At 72.1% G+C, this 16,546-nt stretch carries 12 protein-coding genes; 7 read left to right on the top strand and 5 right to left on the bottom strand.

Annotation, left to right across the window (positions count from 1 at the left end; translation table 11 throughout):
• Positions 1-55: 55 nt before the first annotated feature.
• Both ABT123_RS10250 and ABT123_RS10255 read right to left on the bottom strand, forming a co-directional pair.
• Positions 56-514 (bottom strand): PaaI family thioesterase, encoded by a 459-nt coding sequence (locus ABT123_RS10250; RefSeq protein WP_351311718.1) that lies wholly within the window; start codon positions 512-514, stop codon positions 56-58.
• Between the two features lie 56 nt (positions 515-570).
• Positions 571-2,877 carry an FdhF/YdeP family oxidoreductase gene (locus ABT123_RS10255; RefSeq protein WP_351311720.1) on the bottom strand — a complete coding sequence of 769 codons (2,307 nt, stop codon included), beginning with the start codon at positions 2,875-2,877 and terminating at the stop codon, positions 571-573.
• Positions 2,878-2,980: 103 nt separating this feature from the next.
• Between ABT123_RS10255 and polA the strand changes: the two genes are divergently transcribed.
• Positions 2,981-5,704: a DNA polymerase I gene (gene polA / locus ABT123_RS10260; RefSeq protein WP_351311722.1), complete on the top strand. Its 2,724-nt coding sequence runs from the start codon at positions 2,981-2,983 to the stop codon at positions 5,702-5,704.
• A 31-nt stretch (positions 5,705-5,735) separates the two neighbouring features.
• Here the strand turns inward: polA and ABT123_RS10265 are convergent, their stop codons facing one another.
• On the bottom strand, positions 5,736-6,626 hold the full coding sequence (locus tag ABT123_RS10265) for a DUF4184 family protein (RefSeq protein WP_351311723.1): 891 nt from the start codon (positions 6,624-6,626) through the stop codon (positions 5,736-5,738).
• Between the two features lie 157 nt (positions 6,627-6,783).
• Between ABT123_RS10265 and ABT123_RS10270 the strand changes: the two genes are divergently transcribed.
• The 3 genes from ABT123_RS10270 (at position 6,784) to pgfA (ending at position 9,213) form a co-directional block, all read left to right on the top strand.
• Positions 6,784-8,004, top strand: coding sequence for a lytic transglycosylase domain-containing protein (locus ABT123_RS10270; RefSeq protein WP_351311725.1), 1,221 nt, complete (start codon positions 6,784-6,786; stop codon positions 8,002-8,004).
• A 78-nt stretch (positions 8,005-8,082) separates the two neighbouring features.
• On the top strand, positions 8,083-8,223 hold the full coding sequence (locus tag ABT123_RS10275; RefSeq protein WP_351311727.1) for an SPW_0924 family protein: 141 nt from the start codon (positions 8,083-8,085) through the stop codon (positions 8,221-8,223).
• Positions 8,224-8,235: 12 nt separating this feature from the next.
• Entirely contained in the window at positions 8,236-9,213 is a 978-nt protein-coding gene (gene pgfA, locus ABT123_RS10280) for a cell envelope lipid trafficking protein PgfA (RefSeq protein ID WP_351311729.1), read from the top strand.
• Here pgfA and ABT123_RS10285 read toward each other — a convergent pair.
• Positions 9,200-11,857 (bottom strand): ATP-dependent RNA helicase, encoded by a 2,658-nt coding sequence (locus tag ABT123_RS10285; protein WP_351311731.1) that lies wholly within the window; start codon positions 11,855-11,857, stop codon positions 9,200-9,202. The genes pgfA and ABT123_RS10285 overlap by 14 nt on opposite strands.
• 7 nt (positions 11,858-11,864) lie before the next feature.
• Positions 11,865-12,713 carry a class I SAM-dependent methyltransferase gene (locus ABT123_RS10290; protein ID WP_351311733.1) on the bottom strand — a complete coding sequence of 283 codons (849 nt, stop codon included), beginning with the start codon at positions 12,711-12,713 and terminating at the stop codon, positions 11,865-11,867.
• A 344-nt stretch (positions 12,714-13,057) separates the two neighbouring features.
• Here ABT123_RS10290 and rpsA point away from each other — a divergent pair, with 344 nt between their 5' ends.
• The 3 genes from rpsA to coaE all read left to right on the top strand — a co-directional run bounded on the left by rpsA (position 13,058) and on the right by coaE (position 16,399).
• Positions 13,058-14,569, top strand: a complete 1,512-nt coding sequence (rpsA, locus tag ABT123_RS10295) for a 30S ribosomal protein S1 (protein ID WP_351311735.1) — start codon at positions 13,058-13,060, stop codon at positions 14,567-14,569.
• 233 nt (positions 14,570-14,802) lie between these two features.
• Complete coding sequence (locus ABT123_RS10300) at positions 14,803-15,741, top strand: PAC2 family protein (protein ID WP_351311737.1); 939 nt, start codon at positions 14,803-14,805, stop codon at positions 15,739-15,741.
• Positions 15,742-15,778: 37 nt separating this feature from the next.
• Positions 15,779-16,399, top strand: a complete 621-nt coding sequence (coaE, locus tag ABT123_RS10305) for a dephospho-CoA kinase (protein WP_351311739.1) — start codon at positions 15,779-15,781, stop codon at positions 16,397-16,399.
• Positions 16,400-16,546: the final 147 nt, after the last annotated feature.

The following is a 16,546-nucleotide window of genomic DNA, read 5'->3' on the forward strand; positions in this document are numbered from 1 at the left end:
CGGGCACGCTAGACCGCCACCGGCGCGGTGACAACAGTCGTTCGTTTCCCGGCTGTTACTCGTTGATGTCGCGCAGCAGGCAGGTGAGGCGGGCGGTGCAGATCCGCTTGTCCTGCTCGTCGGTGATGACGATCTCGTACGTGGCGGTGGAGCGTCCGCGGTGGACGGGCGTGGCGGTGCCGGTGACCAGGCCGGAGCGGGCGCCCCGGTGGTGGGTGCAGTTCAGGTCCACGCCGACCGCGATCTTGGTGTGGCCGCCGTGCAGCATGGCGCCGACCGAGCCGAGGGTCTCGGCGAGTACGGCGGAGGCGCCGCCGTGCAGGAGGCCGTAGGGCTGGGTGTTGCCCTCGACCGGCATGGTGCCGACCACGCGCTCGGGCGCGGCCTCCAGGATGCGGATGTCCATCCGCTCGCCGAGGTGGCCCGCCGAGAACAGCGAGGGCAGGTCGATGCCCAGGGCTGCGTACTCGTCGAGGACCTCCTGCGGGAACTTCACCGCGTGCTGCTCGCCCATGGGCCGTCTCCGTTTCTGGTTGCGTCAACGATCGTTAACGCAGTCTTCTTACCAGCCTACTGAGCGAGCGCTTGCTCGGGGGTGGGGTTGGAGGCGGCCGGTTCGAAGCGGATGATCACGGACTTGCTCGCCGGGGTGTTGCTGACGTCCGCTGTCGAGTCCAGCGGCACCAGCACGTTGGTCTCCGGGTAGTACGCCGCCGCGCAGCCCCGGGCGGTCGGGTAGTGCACCACCCGGAAGCCGGGCGCCCGCCGCTCCACGCTGTCCTTCCACTCGCTCACCAGATCGGTGTACGAGCCGTCGGCGAGGCCCAGTTCGGCCGCGTCGGCCGGGTGGACGAGGACCACCCGGCGACCGCCGGTGATGCCCCGGTAGCGGTCGTCGAGCCCGTAGATGGTGGTGTTGTACTGGTCGTGGCTGCGCAGGGTCTGGAGCAGCAGCCGGCCCTCGGGGACCTCGGGGTACTCGACGGGGGCGGCGGTGAAGTTCGCCTTGCCGGTCTTCGTCGGGAAGCGGCGCTCGTCGCGCGGGGCGTGCGGGAGGGTGAAACCGCCGGGGCGGGCGATCTTGGTGTTGAAGTCCTCGAAGCCCGGGACCACCCGGGAGATCCGGTCGCGGATGGCCGCGTAGTCCCGCTCGAACTCCTCCCAGGGGGTCCGGGAGGCGGTGCCGAGGACGGCGCGCGCCATCCGGGCGACGATGGCCGGCTCGGAGAGCAGGTGCGGGGAGGCGGGGGTGAGGTTGCCGCGGGAGGAATGGACCATGCTCATGGAGTCCTCGACCGTGACGAACTGCTTGCCGGAGGCCTGTACGTCCTTGTCGGTACGGCCCAGGGTCGGCAGGATCAGGGCGCGCCGGCCGGTGACCGCGTGCGAGCGGTTCAGCTTGGTGGAGACGTGCACGGTCAGGGCGGCGCGGCGGATCGCGGCCTCGGTGACCTCGGTGTCGGGGGTGGCGCCGACGAAGTTGCCGCCCATCGCGAAGAGGACCTTGGCCTTGCCGTCGCGCAGGGCCTCGATGGAGCGGACCACGTCGTAGCCGTGGTGCCGGGGCGAGGTGATGCCGAATTCCCGGTCGAGGGCGTCGAGGAAGGCGGGGGCGGGGCGTTCGAAGATGCCCATGGTGCGGTCGCCCTGGACGTTGGAGTGGCCGCGGACCGGGCAGACGCCGGCGCCGGGGCGGCCGATGTTGCCGCGGAGCAGCAGCAGGTTGACGACCTCGCGGATGGTGGCGACGCCGTGCTTGTGCTGGGTGAGGCCCATGGCCCAGCAGACGATGGTCCGCTTGGAGGCGAGGATCATGGCCAGGGCGCGTTCGATCTCGGGCCGGGTCAGGCCGGTGGCGGTGAGGGTCTCGGCCCAGTCGGCGTCCTTGGCGGCGGCTGCCAACTCCTCGAACCCGTGGGTGTGTTCCCGGATGAACTCCTCGTCCATGGCCCCCTCGGCCTCGATGACGAGCTTGTTCAGGAGGCGGAAGAGGGCCTGGTCGCCGCCGATGCGGATCTGCAGGAAGAGGTCGTTGAGGGGGGTGCCCTTGAGCATGCCCAGCGGGGTCTGCGGGTTCTTGAAGCGCTCCATGCCGGCCTCGGGCAGCGGATTCACCGAGATGATCTTCGCGCCGGCGTTCTTGGCCTGCTCCAGCGCGGACAGCATGCGCGGGTGGTTGGTGCCCGGGTTCTGCCCGGCGACGATGATCAGGTCGGCGCGGTGCAGGTCCTCCAGGGAGACGCTGCCCTTGCCGATGCCGATGGTCTCGGTGAGCGCGGAGCCCGAGGACTCGTGGCACATGTTGGAGCAGTCCGGCAGGTTGTTGGTGCCGAACTCGCGGGCGAAGAGCTGGAAGAGGAACGCGGCCTCGTTGCTGGTGCGGCCCGAGGTGTAGAAGAGGGCCTCGTCGGGGGAGCCGAGGGCGGTCAGCTCCTCCGCGATGATCTCGAAGGCCCGCTCCCAGGTGACCGCCTCGTACCGGTCGGCGCCCGCGGGGAGGTACATCGGCTGGGTGATCCGGCCCTGCTGGCCCAGCCAGTAGCCGGAGCGGGTTGAGAGGTCGGCCAGCGGGTGCGCGGCGAAGAAGTCCGGGGTGACCCGGCGGAGCGTGGCTTCCTCGGCGACCGCCTTCGCGCCGTTCTCGCAGAATTCCGCGGTGTGCCGCTTGTCGCCCTCGGGCCAGGCGCAGCCGGGGCAGTCGAAGCCGTTCTTCTGGTTGACCTTGAGGAGGGTCTGCGCGGTCCGGCGCACACCCATCTGGGCCTGGGCGATCTTCAGGGTGTGGCCGATGGCGGGCAGGCCTGCCGCGGCATGCTGGGGCGGCGCGACCTGCGGCGCGTCCTGTACCGGATCACCTGCGGGCGGCTTGGCGGCCATGTCGCTCCCCTTTGAGCAGTCCTGTCGTGGACACCGATCCTGTCACGCCCCGCGGACATCGCCGACGGAGGAATTGTCGGTGGGGGCGCCTAGGATCGGGGGCGTGGCAGATTCAGCATCGAAGAAGACCGACCAGACGACCGCAGCGGACCGCCCCCGCCTGATGCTCATGGACGGGCACTCCCTGGCGTACCGGGCGTTCTTCGCGCTGCCCGCGGAGAATTTCACCACCGCGGGCGGCCAGCCGACCAATGCCATCTACGGCTTCGCGTCGATGCTGGCGAACACGCTGCGCGACGAGGCGCCCACGCATTTCGCGGTGGCCTTCGACGTGTCCCGCAAGACCTGGCGCTCGACGGAGTTCCCCGAGTACAAGGCGAACCGCTCCAAGACCCCCGACGAGTTCAAGGGGCAGGTCGAGCTGATCGGCGAGCTGCTCGACGCGATGGCCGTGCCCCGGTTCGCGGTGGACGGCTTCGAGGCCGACGACGTCATCGCCACGCTGGCCACCCAGGCCGAGGCCCTCGGCTTTGACGTGCTGATCGTCACCGGCGACCGGGACTCCTTCCAGCTGGTGTCCGAGCACACCACGGTCCTGTACCCGACCAAGGGCGTCTCCGAGCTCACCCGGTTCACCCCGGAGAAGGTCGAGGAGAAGTACGGGCTGACCCCGCAGCAGTACCCGGACTTCGCGGCGCTGCGCGGGGACCCGTCCGACAACCTGCCCGGCATCCCGGGCGTCGGCGAGAAGACCGCGGCGAAGTGGATCAACCAGTTCGGGTCCTTCGCGGAGCTCGTGGAGCGCGCCGAGGAGGTCAAGGGCAAGGCCGGGCAGAACCTCCGGGACCACCTGGAGGCGGTGAAGCTGAACCGGGTCCTGACCGAGATGGTCAAGGACGTGGAGCTCGGCCGGACCCCCGCCGACCTGGAGCGGCTGCCGTACGACCGCTCGGCCGTGACCGGGGTGCTGGACGTGCTGGAGATCCGCAACGCCTCGCTGCGCGAGCGGCTGCTGGCGGTGGACCCGGGCGCCGAGCAGGCGGCGGCGCCGGAGCCGGCCGCCGGGGTGGAGCTGGACGGGTCCGTGCTGTCCGCGGGCGAGCTGGCGCCCTGGCTCGAGGCGCACGCCGGCGGCCCGCTCGGGATCTCCACGGTGGACAGCTGGATGCTGGGCACCGGCAGCGTCGCCGAGATCGCGCTGGCCGCCGCCGACGGCGCGGCCTGCTGGTTCCAGCCGGCCGAGCTGGACGAGGCCGACGAGCGGGCCTTCACCGGCTGGCTCGCCGACGCCTCCCGGCCGAAGGTGGTCCACAACGCGAAGAGCCTGTGGCGCGTCTTCCCGGAGCACGGCTGGACCGCCCTGGCCGGGGTCACCATGGACACCGCCCTCGCCGCCTACCTGGTCAAGCCGGGCCGCCGCTCCTTCGCCCTGGACGTGCTGTCGGTGGAATACCTCGGCCGGGAGCTCCAGCCGCCGGCCGCCGACGGCCAGCTGGCCTTCGGTGCGGACGAGACCGCCGAGGCCGAGGCCCTGATGGCGCAGGCCCGCGCCGTCCTGGACCTGGGCGAGGCCTTCACGGAGAAGCTGGAGGAGGTCGGCGCCACCGCCCTGCTCCACGACATGGAACTGCCCACCTCCGAGCTGCTGGCCCGGATGGAGCGGAACGGCATCGCCGCCGACCGCGACCACCTGGAGGCCATGGAGCAGCAGTTCGCGGGCGCCGTGCAGCAGGCGGTGAAGGAGGCGCACGCGGCGGTGGGCCACGAGTTCAACCTCGGCTCGCCCAAGCAGCTCCAGGAGGTCTTCTTCGGCGAGCTGGACCTGCCCAAGACCAAGAAGACCAAGACCGGTTACACCACCGACGCGGACGCGCTGGCCTGGCTGGCCACCCAGACCGACCACGAACTTCCGGTGATCATGCTCAGGCACCGGGAGCAGGCGAAGCTGCGGGTCACCGTGGAGGGCCTGGTCAAGACGATCGCCGCGGACGGCCGGGTGCACACCACCTTCAGCCAGACCGTGGCCGCGACCGGACGCCTGTCCTCCACCGACCCCAACCTGCAGAACGTGCCGGTGCGCACCGACGAGGGCCGGGCCATCCGCCGCGGATTCGTCGTCGGCGAGGGCTTCGAGTCCCTGATGACCGCCGACTACAGCCAGATCGAGCTGCGCGTCATGGCCCACCTCTCCGAGGACGAAGGCCTGACCGAGGCCTTCCTCTCCGGGGAGGACCTGCACACCACCGTCGCCTCCCAGGTGTTCGGCGTGGAGCGGTCCGCGGTCGACGCCGAAATGCGCCGCAAGATCAAGGCGATGTCGTACGGCCTGGCGTACGGGCTGTCCGCCTTCGGCCTCGCGCAGCAGCTGAACATCGAGCCCGCCGAGGCGCGCGGTTTGATGGACACCTTCTTCGAGCGGTTCGGCGGGGTCCGGGACTACCTCCAGCGCGTGGTCGACGAGGCCCGCGCCACCGGCTACACGGCCACCGTCTTCGGCCGCCGCCGGTACCTGCCCGACCTCAACAGCGACAACCGGCAGCGCCGTGAGGCGGCCGAGCGGATGGCGCTGAACGCCCCCATCCAGGGCACCGCCGCCGACATCGTCAAGGTGGCGATGCTCCGCGTGGACAAGGCCGTGGCGGAGGCGGGGCTGAAGTCCCGGATGCTGCTCCAGGTGCACGACGAAATCGTGCTGGAGATCGCCCCCGGCGAGCGGGCGAAGGTCGAGAAGCTGGTCCGCCGGGAGATGGCCGCCGCCGTCGACCTGCGCGCCCCGCTCGACGTCTCGGTGGGCGTGGGCGCGGACTGGGAGTCCGCCGCGCACTGAGATGACGTACGGACGCCCGGGCGCCCCGCCCCTACCGCCGGCCGGCGGGGGCGGGCGACCCGGGCGTCTGCGTACGCTCCCGGGCCGGGTGCTGTTGGCCCGGGTCCTGGTCCTGGTCCCGCCCGCGGTGGCGCAGCCGGAACAGGGCGGCGTACAGCACGAGCCCTGCCATCAGCCCGCTGCCCGCGCCGAAGCAGACGGTCGGGACGATGTCGAGCGGGGTGTGGATCCGGTCGAAGTGCGTGTACCAGCGCAGCACGCGGAAGGTCACCCCGGCCGCCACGCTCCCGCCCACCAGCACGAGCGCGGCCACCCGGTCGGCCCGGCCCGCCACCGGAACCGAAGCGGGTGCCGCCCCGGCCGGCAGCCGGCGCAGTGCCGAGCCCAGGAACCACAGCAGTGCGCCGGCCGCCAGCACGGAACTGCCGTACTGCAGATACGTATAGAGGGGGAAGCCCCCGTAGTAGCCGGACAGCCAGGGCAGGGCGTTCGTCCCGTACCGGTCGAGGTGGGTGAAGGCGTCCCACCCCACATGCGTCAGCGAACCGGTCACCGCCGAGAGGTAGAAGGCGGCGGCGAGCCGGACCGGCGGACGTCCGCCCGGCCACCGCGCCCCGCGCAGCAGTGCGTACGCCCGCCCGCGCCAGGCGGCGGGCAGCAGGGCGGTCATCGGCTCGCGCAACAGCAGCCAGCTGCCGACCAGCGCGGCCGTGATGACCGCATCGATCGTCAGCACCCCGGCCAGGGAGTGGGTCACAGAGCCGAACCCCATCGCTCCGGGGATCACACTCGCCGCGAAGTAGGTCATGTCGGGCGCGAACGATCCCATGACCAACGCCGAGGCCAGGAAGGGGCCCCGGCCGTGTCCGTTCCGCCGGATTCCCGGCAGTACGGCAGCGGCATGGCTGAGAGTGAACGGCATGGAACCTCTTTCCCTCTTGACGGACGCGCCCAGTATGCGGGCCGGTTCCCGACTCGTGGAAAAACGGTGAACGCGCAGGCCAGAACGTTTCCTCTGGCGCCTTGCTGACATAGGGTCACGCGGACATCGAGGGGGAGTCGAGGGGGAGGGGTTCGTTATGACCAGGACGGCTCGGTTCGGGCGCGGGCTGCGCAGGGGCGGGGTGGCCGCCGTGGCCGCCGCACTCGTGGGCGCCGTGCTGACGGCATCCCAGGCGACCGGCGGCGGCACCGGGCGGACCGCCCGGGCGGCGGCCCCACCGGTACCCGCCGCCGACGGCCGCGGCGGCTACGGCGGCGACTCCGCCTACTTCACCGAACTCCCGCCGCTGGTCAGCCCCGAACCACCGGCCGTGGTCCTGGACGACGCACCGCCGGCCCCGGCCCCGGCCCCCACACCCACGCCCACGCTCACGCCGAGCCCGGCACCGGCGGGCGGGGCGGGCGGCGCGCCGCGGACGCAGCCGGTGGTCCTCACCGGTGTGGGGGAGGGGGCCCGGGGGATACCCGCCACCGTCCTCGCCGCCTACCGGAAGGCGGAGAAGACGGTCACGGCGACCGACCCCGGGTGCGGGCTGCGCTGGCAACTCCTCGCGGGCATCGGCAAGGTCGAGTCGGGCCAGGCCCGCGGCGGCCGGGTGGACGCCGCGGGCACCACCCTGACCCCGATCCTGGGCCCCGTCCTGAACGGCAACGGCTTCGCGAACATCAGCGACACGGACGGCGGGGCCTACGACGGCGACACGGTCCACGACCGGGCGGTCGGGCCGATGCAGTTCATCCCGTCCACCTGGGCGGCCTGGGGTCAGGACGCGGACGGCGACGGCCGCCGCAACCCCAACAACGTGTACGACGCGGCACTGGCGGCCGGGCGCTATCTGTGCGCCGGCAGCCGTGACCTGCGGGTGGGCGCCGACCTGGACCGGGCGATCCTCTCCTACAACCGGTCGACGGAATACCTGCTGACGGTGAAGTCCTGGTTCGCGTACTACGACAAGGGCACCTACGAGGTCCCGAACACGCCGACCCCACCCTCAAAGCCGAAGCCCAAGCCAAAGCCCACCCCCAAGCCGACCCCGACGCCCACCCCCACACCGAAGCCGACGCCGACGCCAACCCCCACACCGACCCCGACGCCCAAGCCGACCCCGACCCCGAAGCCCAAGCCCACTCCGACTCCGACCCCGAAGCCCAAGCCCACACCGTCCCCGAAGCCCACCCCCACCCCGACGGCCAAGCCCACACCCACCACCACACCCAAGCCGAAGCCCAAGCCGACGCCGAGCGGCTCCGCGTCCCCCTCCCCGTCGGCGAAGCCAATGGCCGCGGAAACTCCGTAGTCAAACGGTTCTCATCTCACCCGCGCGTTGCTACGGTGCCCCATCCCTGACGCCGTATCAGATCTCGGAGGCTCCGGCATGCGCGCACTCGTCGCCGCCGCCATCGGGCTGGCTGCCGCGCTGGCCATCGTCTTCGCCATCACGGCGATGGGCGTGCCGGAAGGCAAGACCTCGCCCAAACCCCTGCTCACCACCGCGCCCGCCGCGCCCGGACAGTAGAGGAGGCCGACCGTGCGACGCCGAGCCAGCCTCGTCCTGCTCGCCTTCGCGGTGTTCTGCACCGCCCTCGCGCCGCTGCTGCGCTGGTACGCGTACCCGCGCCTGGCCAAGATCCCCCCGAACCAGTACCAGGAGATCGTGCTGGAGGCGAAGGACGCGATCCTCCTCGACTACCTCGGCGGCATGAAGCCCAAGAAGGTCGACAAGGTCACGGTCATCCAGACCCTCAAGGGCAACGTCGAAGCGTCCCGCGAGATCGAGGCCAGCGCCGGCAAGGACGTGGTCGTCTGGGACAGCCTGTCCCATGTGGTCGGCCCGGACGGGAAGATGGTTTCCCAGATACCCGAGCGCTACATCTTCGACGCGCACACCCAGGACCCGGTGCACGCCACCGGCGAGATGGTCGACGGGGACGCGGTCAAGCGCGAGGGCATCGAGTTCAAGTTCCCCTTCTTCACCGAACCGCGCGACTACCTCTACTTCGACGCGCAGACCCGCACCTCCGCGCCGATCCACTACGTGGGCCCGCGGAAGTTCCGCGGAATGGACGTCTACTACTTCGAGCAGACCGTCCCCTGGACCAAGGTGCCCATGCCCAAGAAGATGCCGATCGAGGGCATCGACCCGGCGACCATCGAGGCGACCACCGGGACCACCCTCTGGTACACGGCCAAGCGGATGTTCTGGGTCGACCCGGTCACCGGAGCGCCGGTCAACGGCGAGCAGATCATGGAACAGGAGATGCGCGGCGGGATCGCGGCCGGCGGGGAGGGCGGCAAGCTCACCGCGTTCTCCGGCCACGTGAAGATGCGGGAGGACTACATCAAGCACACCGTGGACCTGGTCTCCGCGAACCGCACCAAGGTGCTCGCGCTCCACACGTACGCGCCGATCGGCCTCGGCGTCACCGGACTGGCCCTGCTGGGCCTCGCCCTGTGGCTGGAGGCCCGCAGCCGCAGGACCCCGTCCGCTGCCCCTACTCCCGCCTGAGCCGGGCGTTGGTGTGCCGGGTGGGCTCGGCCGTCGCCGGGTCCTCCGGCCACGGGTGCCGGGGGTAGCGACCGCGCAGCTCGGCCCGGACCGCGCGGTAGCCGCCCTGCCAGAAGGAGGCCAGGTCGGCGGTCACGGCTGCGGGCCGCCCGGCGGGCGACAGCAGGTGGACCAGCACCGGCACGCCGGGCCTGCCGCCCACCCGCGGGGTCTGGGCCAGCCCGAACAGCTCCTGCAGCTTCACCGCGAGCACGGGCTGCTCGGCGGAGTAGTCCACCCGGATCCGGGATCCCGACGGCACCTCGATCCGTTCCGGAGCCAGCTCGTCCAGCCGGGCGGCCTCCCCGGTGGCCCAGGGCAGCAGCCGGTTCAGGGCCTGCCCGGCGTCGATCCGGCCCAGGTCGGCACGGCGCCGGGCCCGGGACAGCTCGGGCTCCAGCCAGTCGCCGGCCCGCGCCAGCAGGGCCTCGTCCTGTACGTCCGGCCAGTCGCCGCCGACCGTCCGGTGCAGGAAGCCCAGCCGGGACCGGAGGCCCGCCCCGTCCCGGCTCCAGCCCAGCAGACCGAGCCCGTCCCGGCGCAGCCCATCCAGCAATGCCTCCCGAACCAGCCCGGGGTCGGGGTCGCGCAGCGGCCGTACGGTCAGCTCGATCGCGCCCACCCGGCTCACCCGGCGGGCGACGACGTCACCGTCCTCCCAGTGCACTTCCTCGCCGCTGCTCAGCAGGTGCGCGGCGGCTTCGCGCGCGGTCTGCTCGTCGATGACCGCGGCCAGCCGGATCTGCGCGGAGGCGGAGTGCGACGGCCGGTCGGCGACGGCGACCGCCAGCCAGGGCGCGCTGCGCAGCCCGGAGCCGTCGCCGAGCTGGGCTCCGGTCCCGGAGGCCATGAGGAAGGCACCTTCGCCCTTGGCTTTGGCGACGCGCTCGGGGAAGGCGAGGGCTGCGACCAGCCCGGCGGTGGCGTCATATCCAGCCCCGCCGGCGTTTGAGGCGCGGGGGTGTGGGGGCGGAGCCCCCACCGGGGTGCCGGGGCGGAGCCCCGACGGGTCCGGGCGGAGCCCGGTTTCGGGAAGGGGCGGGGTGGGGGAATGGCTCCGCGCAGCGGCCCCGGCCCCGTCGGCCGGAGCCCCCGCGGCTTCGCCCCGGCCGCCTCCCGAGGCCATGGCGCGGCGCAGCCGGCCGGCTTCGGCCCGCCACCGCGCCGCATAGGCATCGCCCCCGCGCCGCGCCGCCCGCCACGCCCCCGCCAGGTCGTCCCCGTACTCCCGCGGCGGCTCCTCGCTCAGCAGGGCCACCACCTCCGCAGCCCCCGGCGGCCCGTCTAGCAGCGCGCGGGCCAGCCGCGGGTGCAGGCCGAGCCGGGCCATCCGTACGCCCCGGTCCGTGGCCCTGCCGGACCCCGGGTCCACCGCGCCCACCGCCACCAGGACCTCCCTGGCCGCGGCCAGCGCCCCGGCCGGCGGCTGGTCCAGCAGCTGCAGCTCCGTGCCCAGGCCGCCCCAGCAGGCCGTCTGCAGGGCGAAGGCGGTCAGGTCGGCGATCCGGATCTCCGGGGCGGGGAACGCGGGCAGCCGGTCGTGCTCGGCCTCCGCCCAGCAGCGGTAGACCGTGCCCGGGGCCTCGCGCCCGGCCCGGCCCGCCCGCTGCCGGGCCGCCGCGCGGGACGCCCGTACGGTGGTCAGCGCGCCCAGCCCGCGCGCGTGGTCCATCCGCGGCTCACGGGCCAGACCCGCGTCCACCACCACCCGGACCCCCGGCACCGTGAGGGAGGACTCCGCCACCGCGGTCGCCAGGATCACCCGCCGCCGGCCGGTGCCGCCCGCCAGGACGGCGTCCTGCACGGCGGCCGGGGCCCGCCCGTGGATCTGCAGGACCTCCGCGTCCACCCCGGCCAGCTGCCCGGCGACCCGGGCGATCTCCCCGACCCCGGGGAGGAAGACCAGCACATCGCCAAAACGTTCCGCCAGCGCCCGCCGCACCACCGCGGCCACCTGCGCCAGCTGGGCCGGATCCACCCGCATCCCGTGCGGCGGCCGGACCGGGCGGGCCGGCGGGGCCCACACCACCTCCACCGGATGCGCGACCCCGGCCGCCTCCACCACCGGAGCCTCGCCGAGCAGCCGGGACCAGCCGGCCGCGTCGGTGGTCGCGGACGCCGCGACCAGCCACAGCTCCGGCCGCAGGACCGCCCGTACGTCCAGCAGGAAGGCCGCGGCCGTGTCCGCGTCCAGATGCCGCTCGTGGCACTCGTCCAGCACCACCACGTCGACGTCCGCCAGCTCGGCGTCCCGCTGCAGCCGCTGGAGCAGCACACCGGTGGTCATCACCTCCACCGCGCAGTCCGGGCCCACCACCCGCTCCCCGCGGACCGTGAAGCCCACCGACTCCCCGACCCGCTCGCCCAGCAGCCAGGCCATCCGGCGGGCCGCTGCCCGGGCCGCGATCCGCCGCGGCTCGGCGACGATCACCCGGCGCCGCGGCCCGCCGCCCACCAGCCCGGCCAGCACCAGCGGCACCAGGGTGGTCTTGCCGGTCCCGGGCGGGGCGCACAGCACGGCCGAGCCGCGCGCCCCCAGCGCCTCCAGGAGGGAGGGGACGGCCTCGCGTACGGGCAGCGCCTCCAGGGCGGCGGAACGGATCACTGGGGCCTCAGTCCCTTTCGCACACGAAGATCGCGGTGCCCGGGATCAGGTTGCCGCGCAGCGGGGACCAGCCGCCCCACTCCTGGGCGTTCCAGGCCGGCCACTCCGGCTCCACCAGGTCGACCAGCCGGAAGCCGCCCGCGACCACGTCCCGGACCCGGTCGCCGATCGTCCGGTGGTGCTCCACATACACCGCGCGGCCCTGCTCGTCCTGCTCGACGTACGGGGTCCGGTCGAAGTAGGAGGCGGAGACGGACAGGCCCTCGGGGCCGGGCTCGTCGGGGAAGGCCCAGCGGATGGGGTGGGTGACGGAGAAGACCCAGCGCCCGCCGGGGCGCAGCACCCGGTGCACCTCGCGCATCACGTTCACCGGGTCGGCGACGAAGGGGATCGCGCCGTACGCGGAGACCGCCAGGTCGAAGGAGCCGTCGCGGAACGGCAGGGCTCCGGCGTCCGCCTCGACCAGGGGCACGTTCCCGCCGATCCGCAGGGCGTGCTGGAGCTGGCGGTGCGAGAGGTCCAGGGCGACCGGGCGGGCACCGCGGGCGGCCAGCCAGCGGGCGCACTGCGCCGCGCCGGCGCCGATCTCCAGGACGTCCTTCCCCTTGAGGTCCGCGGCCGGGCCCAGCAGTGCGGCCTCGGCCTCGTCCAGGCCCTCGGGCCCCCAGACGAAGCGGTCGTCGCCGAGGAAGGCCCCGTGCTCGCTCTGGTACTCGTCGGCGTTGCGGTCCCACCAGCCGCGGCTGGCCCGGCTGCTCTCCGCTTCCCCCGCATCACGGCGCGTGGCCGCGGCGTCGTCCGGCGCGTCGTAGGCGTCCTCCGGGACGTCTTCGGGGGCGTAGTCCTCTTGGTTCATGGGGCCCATCGTCGTAGTCTGCGGACAAGCTTTTCGGACGGGCCGGAACGGTCGCCCGCCCACGAGTTGTGCCGGATATGCGGCTATCCGCCCCGGGTGGGCGCCTTCGCGCATTGACCCTGTCCGGCTGCCCCCGTATGCTACAAGTTGCGCTGCGAGCCTGTGCTCCTCAGACCTAGCAGGCTGCGCTCGCATCTGTTGCAGTCCCCTCGGTTCTCGAGGCCCTCGCCGTCTTCGTGCGGTGATTCGGGGCCTCCTTGGCTGTCCGGCGTATCAGAGGCGATAAGGGCTCCCGGCGTAGCAGTACCTACGACCTTCTGTCCGTAACCGGAGCCCTTTCCCACATGACGAGCAGCACCGAGACCACCGCCACCACCACTCCGCAGGTAGCGGTCAACGACATCGGTAACGAGGAAGCCTTCCTCGCCGCGATCGACGAGACGATCAAGTACTTCAACGACGGCGACATCGTCGACGGCGTCATCGTGAAGGTCGACCGGGACGAGGTCCTGCTCGACATCGGTTACAAGACCGAAGGCGTCATCCCGAGCCGCGAGCTCTCGATCAAGCACGACGTCGACCCGAACGAGGTCGTCAAGGTCGGCGACGAGATCGAGGCCCTGGTTCTCCAGAAGGAGGACAAGGAAGGCCGTCTCATCCTGTCCAAGAAGCGCGCTCAGTACGAGCGTGCCTGGGGCACGATCGAGAAGATCAAGGAAGAAGACGGCATCGTCACCGGTACCGTCATCGAGGTCGTCAAGGGTGGCCTCATCCTCGACATCGGCCTCCGTGGCTTCCTCCCGGCCTCCCTGGTCGAGATGCGCCGCGTCCGCGACCTCCAGCCCTACGTGGGCAAGGAGCTCGAGGCGAAGATCATCGAGCTGGACAAGAACCGCAACAACGTGGTCCTGTCCCGCCGTGCCTGGCTGGAGCAGACCCAGTCCGAGGTCCGCCAGACGTTCCTCACCACCCTCCAGAAGGGGCAGGTCCGCTCCGGCGTCGTGTCCTCGATCGTCAACTTCGGTGCCTTCGTGGACCTGGGTGGCGTCGACGGTCTCGTGCACGTCTCCGAGCTGTCCTGGAAGCACATCGACCACCCGTCCGAGGTTGTCGAGGTCGGCCAGGAAGTCACCGTCGAGGTTCTCGACGTGGACATGGACCGCGAGCGCGTCTCCCTGTCGCTGAAGGCGACCCAGGAGGACCCGTGGCAGCAGTTCGCCCGGACCCACCAGATCGGTCAGGTCGTCCCGGGTAAGGTCACCAAGCTGGTTCCGTTCGGTGCGTTCGTCCGCGTGGACGAGGGCATCGAGGGTCTGGTCCACATCTCCGAGCTGGCCGAGCGCCACGTGGAGATCCCGGAGCAGGTCGTCCAGGTCAACGACGAGATCTTCGTCAAGGTCATCGACATCGACCTCGAGCGTCGCCGGATCTCGCTGTCCCTGAAGCAGGCCAACGAGTCCTTCGGTGCCGACCCGGCCTCGGTCGAGTTCGACCCGACCCTGTACGGCATGGCCGCGTCCTACGACGACCAGGGCAACTACATCTACCCCGAGGGCTTCGACCCCGAGACCAACGACTGGCTCGAGGGCTTCGAGAAGCAGCGCGAGGAGTGGGAGCGCCAGTACGCCGAGGCGCAGGTTCGCTTCGAGCAGCACCAGGCGCAGGTCATCAAGAGCCGCGAGGCCGACGAGGCCGCCGCTGCCGAGGGCGCTGCCGCCCCGGCCGCCGGTGGCAACGCCGGTGCGGGCATCTCCGGTGGTTCGTACTCCTCGGAGTCGGACGACAACGCCGGTGCCCTCGCGTCCGACGAGGCCCTGGCTGCGCTCCGCGAGAAGCTGGCCGGCGGCCAGAGCTGATCGCAGCAGCGCATCACGCCTCCGGCGTGAGCTGAGCTGAGCAGAGCTGAAACGGTAAGGCCCGTCCCCTTCGGGGGGCGGGCCTTACTGCGTTGTGTGGCGTTGCGCGACGTTGTGCGGCGGGGCCGTGCCGGTGTTTCGTGGCGGGGCGTCATGTCGGGGCGTCAATTGGGGAATGGAGGGGCGTCCTTGGGCGTTCCTTTCAGAGAACGCGGCGAGGAGGAGTGGTGGCGGTGCTGGATCCACAGGGGTTGTACGAATGGGACGCGAAGGGCCTGGCGGTGGTCGACCTGGCGCTGGCCCAGGACTCGGCCGGACTGGTCATGCTCTACCACTTCGAGGGGTACATCGACGCAGGTGAGACGGGTGAGCAGATCGTCGAGCGGCTGCTGGACACGCTGCCGCACCAGCTGGTGGCCTCCTTCGACGCGGACCGGCTGGTCGACTACCGGGCCCGCCGCCCGCTGCTGACCTTCCAGCGCGACCACTGGAGCGGGTTCGACGCCCCGAAGCTGGAGGTGCGGATCGTCCAGGACGCCACCGGCGCCCCCTTCCTGCTGCTGTCCGGGCCGGAGCCGGATGTGGAGTGGGAGCGGTTCGCGGTCGCCGTCCGGCAGGTCGTCGAGCGGCTCGGCGTCCGCCTCTCGGTGAACTTCCACGGCATCCCGATGGGCGTCCCGCACACCCGGCCCGTCGGCATCACCCCGCACGGCAACCGCACCGACCTGATGCCGGGTCACCGCAGCCCCTTCGAAGAGGCGCAGGTGCCGGGCAGCGCGGAATCACTGGTCGAATTCCGGCTCGCCGAGGCGGGCCACGACGTACTGGGCGTCGCCGCCCACGTCCCGCACTACGTCGCCCGCTCGCCCTATCCGGACGCGGCCCTGACCGCCCTGGAGGCCATCACGGCGGCGACCGGACTGGTGCTGCCCGGAGTCGCGCATTCCCTGCGCACCGAGGCGCACCGCACCCAGACGGAGATCGACCGGCAGATCCGCGAGGGCGACGAGGAGCTGGTCGCCCTGGTGCAGGGGCTGGAGCACCAGTACGACGCCGCGGCCGGGGCGGAGACCCGCGGGAACATGATCGCCGAGCCGGCCGAGATCCCCTCGGCCGACGAGATCGGGCGCGAGTTCGAGCGCTTCCTGGCGGAGCGCGAGGGGGACGCGTAGCGGCGACGGGTCGTGGCGGAGGGTTAAGCTGCGGCCCATGCTGAAGGTGGGTTTGACGGGCGGAATCGGAGCCGGCAAGAGCGAGGTCTCGCGGCTGCTGGCGGGGTACGGGGCGGTCATCGTCGATGCGGACCGCATCGCGCGGGAGGTCGTGGAGCCGGGCACGCCCGGCCTCGCGGCCGTGGTGGAGGCGTTCGGTCCGGAGGTGCTCACCCCCGAGGGGGTGCTGGACCGGCCGAAACTGGGCTCGATCGTCTTCGCCGACCCGGCGAAGCTGGCCGCGCTGAACGCCATCGTGCACCCGCTGGTCGGGGCCCGCTCGGCCGAACTGGAGGCCGCCGCGGGGCCAGACGCGATCGTCGTGCACGACGTACCGCTGCTGACCGAGAACGGACTGGCCCCGCTGTACGACCTGGTGGTCGTGGTGGACGCTGCCCCCGAGACCCAGCTGGCCCGGCTGACCGGGCTGCGCGGCATGGCCGAGGAGGAGGCACGGGCCCGGATGGCGGCGCAGGCCACGCGCGCGCAACGGCTGGCCGTCGCCACGCTGGTGATCGACAACGACGGGCCGCTGGAGGCGCTGGAGCCACAGGTCCGCACGGTGTGGAAGGAGCTCGGCGCGCGAGCGGCAGCTGCCGCCGACGGAGCTGCTCACTGACGTGTTCATGGAATAGCGGGTGGGCAGGGTGCGTTGAAGGCGCCCGTAGAGGGAAGGAGACTTCCCAATGACATTGTCAAGCTCGCGCCGTGACCGGTGGTGCGGCTTGGTAGCACGCTCCGTCGCGGATCATGGCCCACAGGACGT

This window comes from Streptomyces sp. NPDC002054, assembly GCF_040296685.1.
Taxonomy (GTDB): domain Bacteria; phylum Actinomycetota; class Actinomycetes; order Streptomycetales; family Streptomycetaceae; genus Streptomyces.

Coding starts and splice junctions, on each gene's coding strand:
- ABT123_RS10250 (WP_351311718.1), bottom strand. CDS start 514: ATGGGCGAGCAGCACGCGGTGAAGTTCCCGCAGGAGGTCCTCGACGAG.
- ABT123_RS10255 (WP_351311720.1), bottom strand. CDS start 2,877: ATGGCCGCCAAGCCGCCCGCAGGTGATCCGGTACAGGACGCGCCGCAG.
- ABT123_RS10265 (WP_351311723.1), bottom strand. CDS start 6,626: ATGCCGTTCACTCTCAGCCATGCCGCTGCCGTACTGCCGGGAATCCGG.
- ABT123_RS10270 (WP_351311725.1), top strand. CDS start 6,784: ATGACCAGGACGGCTCGGTTCGGGCGCGGGCTGCGCAGGGGCGGGGTG.
- ABT123_RS10275 (WP_351311727.1), top strand. CDS start 8,083: ATGCGCGCACTCGTCGCCGCCGCCATCGGGCTGGCTGCCGCGCTGGCC.
- ABT123_RS10290 (WP_351311733.1), bottom strand. CDS start 12,713: ATGAACCAAGAGGACTACGCCCCCGAAGACGTCCCGGAGGACGCCTAC.
- rpsA (WP_351311735.1), top strand. CDS start 13,058: ATGACGAGCAGCACCGAGACCACCGCCACCACCACTCCGCAGGTAGCG.
- coaE (WP_351311739.1), top strand. CDS start 15,779: ATGCTGAAGGTGGGTTTGACGGGCGGAATCGGAGCCGGCAAGAGCGAG.